The organism is Nguyenibacter vanlangensis (genome assembly GCF_013376155.1).
GTDB classification, from domain to species: domain Bacteria; phylum Pseudomonadota; class Alphaproteobacteria; order Acetobacterales; family Acetobacteraceae; genus Gluconacetobacter; species Gluconacetobacter vanlangensis.
The window spans coordinates 1-553 of record NZ_JABXXP010001246.1 but is presented as its reverse complement, the minus strand read 5'-3'; the positions used below and the strand labels follow the sequence as shown (position 1 = coordinate 553).

Annotated in this window: 1 protein-coding gene; it reads left to right on the top strand. The window is 70.3% G+C overall.

The window, feature by feature from the left end; translation table 11 throughout:
• Window positions 1-553: ATP-binding cassette domain-containing protein (locus HUK84_RS22400; protein WP_176642071.1), on the top strand; the 553-nt coding region annotated here is incomplete at both ends.

Below are 553 nucleotides of genomic sequence, written 5' to 3'. Positions count from 1 at the left end.
GGCGCGGGCAAGAGCACGCTGCTGCGTCTGCTGACCGGCCAGGACCAGCCCGATTCCGGCGAGATCCGCATCGGTACCAGCCTGTCCACCGTCACGCTGGACCAGCAGCGCCGCACGCTGGACCCGGCCCGCACCCTGGCCGATACGCTGACGGGCGGCGGCGGCGACATGGTGCAGGTCGGCAGCGAGAAGCGCCACGTCATCGGCTACATGAAGGATTTCCTGTTCCGGCCGGAACAGGCCCGCACCCCTGTCGGCATGCTGTCGGGCGGCGAGCGCGGCCGGCTGATGCTGGCCTGCGCGCTGGCGCGGCCGTCCAACCTGCTGGTGCTGGACGAACCGACCAACGACCTGGATCTGGAAACGCTGGACCTGCTGCAGGACATGCTGGACGATTATTCCGGCACCGTGCTGCTGGTCAGCCACGACCGCGATTTCCTGGACCGCGTGGCGACGTCGGTGCTGGTGGCCGAGGGCGACGGGCGGTGGGTGGAATATGCCGGCGGCTATAGCGACATGCTGGCGCAGCGCCGCGGCATGGCGCCGCCGGGCC